The organism is Streptomyces sp. NPDC059456 (assembly GCF_042750055.1).
Taxonomy (GTDB): Bacteria; Actinomycetota; Actinomycetes; order Streptomycetales; family Streptomycetaceae; genus Streptomyces.
Genome location: NZ_JBHYVA010000279.1, coordinates 1 through 4,029 on the forward strand (window position 1 = coordinate 1; position 4,029 = coordinate 4,029).

2 protein-coding genes are annotated in these 4,029 nt (G+C 76.1%); one reads left to right on the plus strand and one right to left on the minus strand.

Features of this window, described 5'->3' with window-relative positions; genetic code table 11:
* Positions 1-166 precede the first annotated feature (166 nt).
* Positions 167-1,069 carry a glycoside hydrolase family 19 protein gene (locus ACFXA3_RS23150; RefSeq protein WP_385189544.1) on the plus strand — a complete coding sequence of 301 codons (903 nt, stop codon included), beginning with the start codon at positions 167-169 and terminating at the stop codon, positions 1,067-1,069.
* Between the two features lie 27 nt (positions 1,070-1,096).
* On the opposite strand, the gene ACFXA3_RS23155 is transcribed toward ACFXA3_RS23150, so the two are convergent.
* Complete coding sequence (locus ACFXA3_RS23155; protein WP_385189540.1) at positions 1,097-3,874, minus strand: AAA family ATPase; 2,778 nt, start codon at positions 3,872-3,874, stop codon at positions 1,097-1,099.
* Between the last annotated feature and the right edge of the window lie 155 nt (positions 3,875-4,029).

Genomic DNA, 4,029 nt, shown 5'->3' on the forward strand with positions numbered 1-4,029 from the left:
GCCCGCCCCCGCCCCCCCCCGGCCGCCCCCGCCCCCTGCCCGTTTGTCCGAACGCAATGAAAGCTGGTCTAGACCTTGACAGGTCCAGACCAGTTTCGCTTCAGTGGCGGTACTCGCCCCCCACGGCAACTCCCCCCACTGAAGGAGCCCTTACGTGATACGTGTGCTGCGCCGCCGCGCGCTCGCCCTGACAGCCGCCGCGGCCGCCACCATCGGCCTCGCGGTCGCCCTCCCCGCCTCCCCCGCCTCCGCGGCCGCCGCCTGCGCCTCCCCGTGGGCCTCGTCCGCCGTCTACACCAACGGCATGAGCGCCTCGTACAGCGGGCACAACTGGCAGGCCAAGTGGTGGACCCAGGGCGAGACCCCCGGCACCACCGGGCAGTGGGGCGTCTGGTCCGACCTCGGCTCCTGCGGCGGTGCCGGCCAGGACCCGGATCCCGGCACGCCGTCCGGATTCGTGGTGTCCGAGGCCCAGTTCAACCGGATGTTCCCGAACCGGAACCCCTTCTACACGTACAACGGGCTGGTCTCGGCCCTCTCCGCGTACCCCGCCTTCGCCAACACCGGCGACGACACCGTCAAGCGACGCGAAGCCGCCGCCTTCCTGGCGAACGTCTCGCACGAGACGGGCGGCCTCGTCCACATCGTCGAGCAGAACACCGCCAACTACCCCCACTACTGCGACGCGAGCCAGCCGTACGGCTGTCCCGCCGGACAGGCCGCCTACTACGGGCGCGGCCCGATCCAGCTCAGCTGGAACTTCAACTACAAGGCGGCCGGCGACGCCCTCGGCATCAACCTGCTCGCCAACCCGTACCTCGTGGAGCAGGATCCGGCCGTCGCCATGAAGACCGCCCTGTGGTACTGGAACACCCAGAACGGCCCCGGCACGATGACCGCCCACGCCGCCATGGTCAACGGCGCCGGGTTCGGAGAGACGATCCGGTCCATCAACGGGTCCCTGGAGTGCAACGGCGGCAACCCCGCCCAGGTCCAGAGCCGGGTGAACGCCTACCAGAGCTTCACGCAGATCCTGGGCGTCACCCCGGGCAGCAACCTCGGCTGCTGACCGGCCGGGCCACCGCCCGGCGCTCCCTCACGGGGTGCGCAGGGTGGTGGCCAGCTGGGCCCGGGAGCGGACGCGGAGCTTCTGGTAGATCCGGGTCAGCCGGGCCTCGACCGTCTTGACGCTGACGAACAGCTTCGCGGCTGCCTCCTGGTTGCTGGCGCCCTCGGCGACGAGCAGGGCGAGCCGGGTCTCCGCCTCGGTCAGGGCCGCGAGGACCACGGCCGCCCCGCCGGCGGCCGCGGCCGGGGCGTGCTCCCGGTTCTCCTCGGCGAGTCCGGCCCAGGGTTTCGCGCCGGCCGCGGCGAACACCTCGGCGGCGGCCCCCAGCGCGGCGCGCGCGGGCGCGCGCCGGCGCCGGCGGCGCTCCACCCGGGCCAGGGCGAGCAGCGTCCGGCCGCGTTCCAGCGGGAGCTGGAGGGCGGCGAACCGGTCCGCCGTGGCCGCCAGCAGGTCCACGGCGGCGTCGGCGTCGCCCTGCGCGGACAGGCACAGGCCGCGGGCCCGGTCGAGTGCGGGGAGCACCGCGGTGCGCCCCAGGCGAACGGCGACCGTACGGACGGCGGCGAGCAGCTCGGCGGCCTCGTCCGGCGCGTCCGCGGCCACCAGCGCCTCGGCCAGCTCCCCGTGCCAGCGCAGGACCGAGGGGTCGACGACCTGCTGGGCCTCCTCCAGTTCGGCCACGCGGCGCAGGGTGGCCACGGCCGCGGCGGCCTCCCCCGTCGCGAGTTCGGTCAGGCCCAGCGCGTACAGGCTGCGCGAGAGGAACACCTGGTCGCGTTCCTCCTCGGAGGCCTGGATGCCGCGCCGGGCGTACGCGGCGGCGCGCGCGAAGCTTCCGCCCATGGCCTCGGCCATCGCGGCGGCGTACCAGGCGGGGCCCGGCGAGAGGCCCGCCTCGATGGTCAGCTCGAGGGCGCGGCGGGCGTGCGCGGACGCGATCGCGCAGCGGCCGCGCCGCAGTTCCACCTCGGTGAGGCTGCGCAGGACCTCGAAGACGTCCTCGGCGGACCCCGTGCGCCGGACGGCCGGGAGCAGGACGAGCAGCTGGCGGCGGGCGTCGGCGAGGCGGTCGTCGAACAGGGCGTGCCGCACGGCGAGGTACTGCGGCGCGTTGCGCATGCCGAGCGGCACCTCGGGGGCGGGCAGCGCCAGGGCCTCGGCGAGGATATCCTCGGCGTCCGGGTCCCCGAGGATGCGGCCCATCCGGGCCCGGACGGTCAGTGCCATGGCCTCGGCGACCTGGTCGCCGCCCAGGGCGGCGAGCCGGCCGGCCTCGGCGGCGGCGTCGCGGGAGCGGACGGGGTCGCCGTCGCTGAGGTTGTACTTCGTGGCGATCCGCAGCTGTACGGCGGCCCGGAGGGCGGGGTCGGCGGCGGCGTCGTCCATGGCGTACGCGAAGGTCTCGTCGAGGTCGGCGAGGGCCTGTCCGGCGGCGTCGATCACGGCGAGGCGGGCCCGTACCCGGTCGGCGGGCGAGGCGTCGCGGGCCAGTACGGCGCGGGTGGCGCGGCGGGCGAGGTCGGCGCGGCCGGCCCAGCCGGCGTCCTCGGCCGCGGCGACGAGGCGGGACAGTTCGTCCCCGGCCCGGTTGCTCGGCGTCCGTTCGGCGGCGAGCAGGCCGAGTTCGGCGGCCAGGGCGCGCTGGCCGCGCCGCCGGCAGGACGCGGCGGCCTCGGTGATCTCGGCGGCGAGCCACTCGTCGGGGGCGTCCACGGCCAGGGCCCGGTGGCGCACGGCCTGTACGGGGTCGTCGACGGCGGTGGCGAGCGCGGCGTGCCCGGCGGCGCGCTCGGGCCAGCGGGCGTCGGCGGCCAGGGCCATGGGAAGCGCGCCGGCGGTGAAGGTGACCGCGCCGTCCTCCCCGACGGTGACGAGCGCGGCCCGTTCCGCTTCGGCGAGTTCGGCTTCGGCGTCGGGGCGGCCGGCCCGGCGCAGCAGGGCGGTTGTCGGGCGGGCCGCGAGGGCGGCGAGGAGCAGGGTGCGGCGGGCCTGGGCCGGGGCTTCGGCGAGGAGCCGGCGGGCGACTTCGCGGGCCTGGCCGGACAGGGGCAGCGGGTCGGCGTGGTGGGCGCTGGCGTCGCGGGCCTCGGCGGCTTCGGCGAGGGAGTGGCCGAGGGCGAGCGCGAGGCGGGGGTTTCCGCCGCTGGCCTGGTGGATGCGGCCGGCGAGGCGGGCGGGCAGGCCGTGGCGGGCGAGGAGTTCGGCTATCTCGTCGGCGCCGAGCGCGGGGACGCGGATGGCGGGGGTGCCGGGGCCGCACAGGGGGCCGCCGACGGGGGCTCCGCCCTGCACGCATTCGGCGACGAGGACCCGCACGCGGGGCGGGGTGAGCCGCAGGGCGAACCGGAGCAGATCGGTGCTTTCGGCGTCCAGCCACTGGGCGTTGTCGAGGACGAGCAGGACGGGGCTGGCGGCGGCGAGGGTGCGGAGCACCTCGACGACGGCGAGGCGCAGCGCGACGTGGTCGCGGCCGGCGCGGGGCGCGTCGGTCTCGCGGCGCAGCAGGGCGATGGCGGTGCGCTGGGGTCCGGAGAGCCGCTCCAGCGCGGCGCCGGGGACAGAGGCGAGGAGTGCCGCGGCGGAGGCTTCCGGAATCCACTGGTCCGCGGCTTCGGGGGCGAGGCGGAGCACGGTCTCGTGGCGGGCCGAGGCCGCGGCCGCGACCGTGGCGAGCGCCTCGGTCTTGCCCGCGCCGGCGGGTCCGGTGAGCAGCGCCCTCCCGTGCGTGGTCAGCGCGCGTTCGACCGCCTTGATCAGTTCACCGTGCCCGACGGTCGTGTCAGCGTTCCCCGTCGCCGCCACCACGCACAGCCACCAGCCTCTCGGTCGCCACTCTGTGCCTCTCCTGTGAGAGGCGACAATACGAGGTCGGGTGCCGAGTGGACACGGATTGTGACGCAGAATTCAGTCGACTGTGGGGAAACGGCTGCGGGGGGTGACGGCGGGTGGTGTGGTGGAAA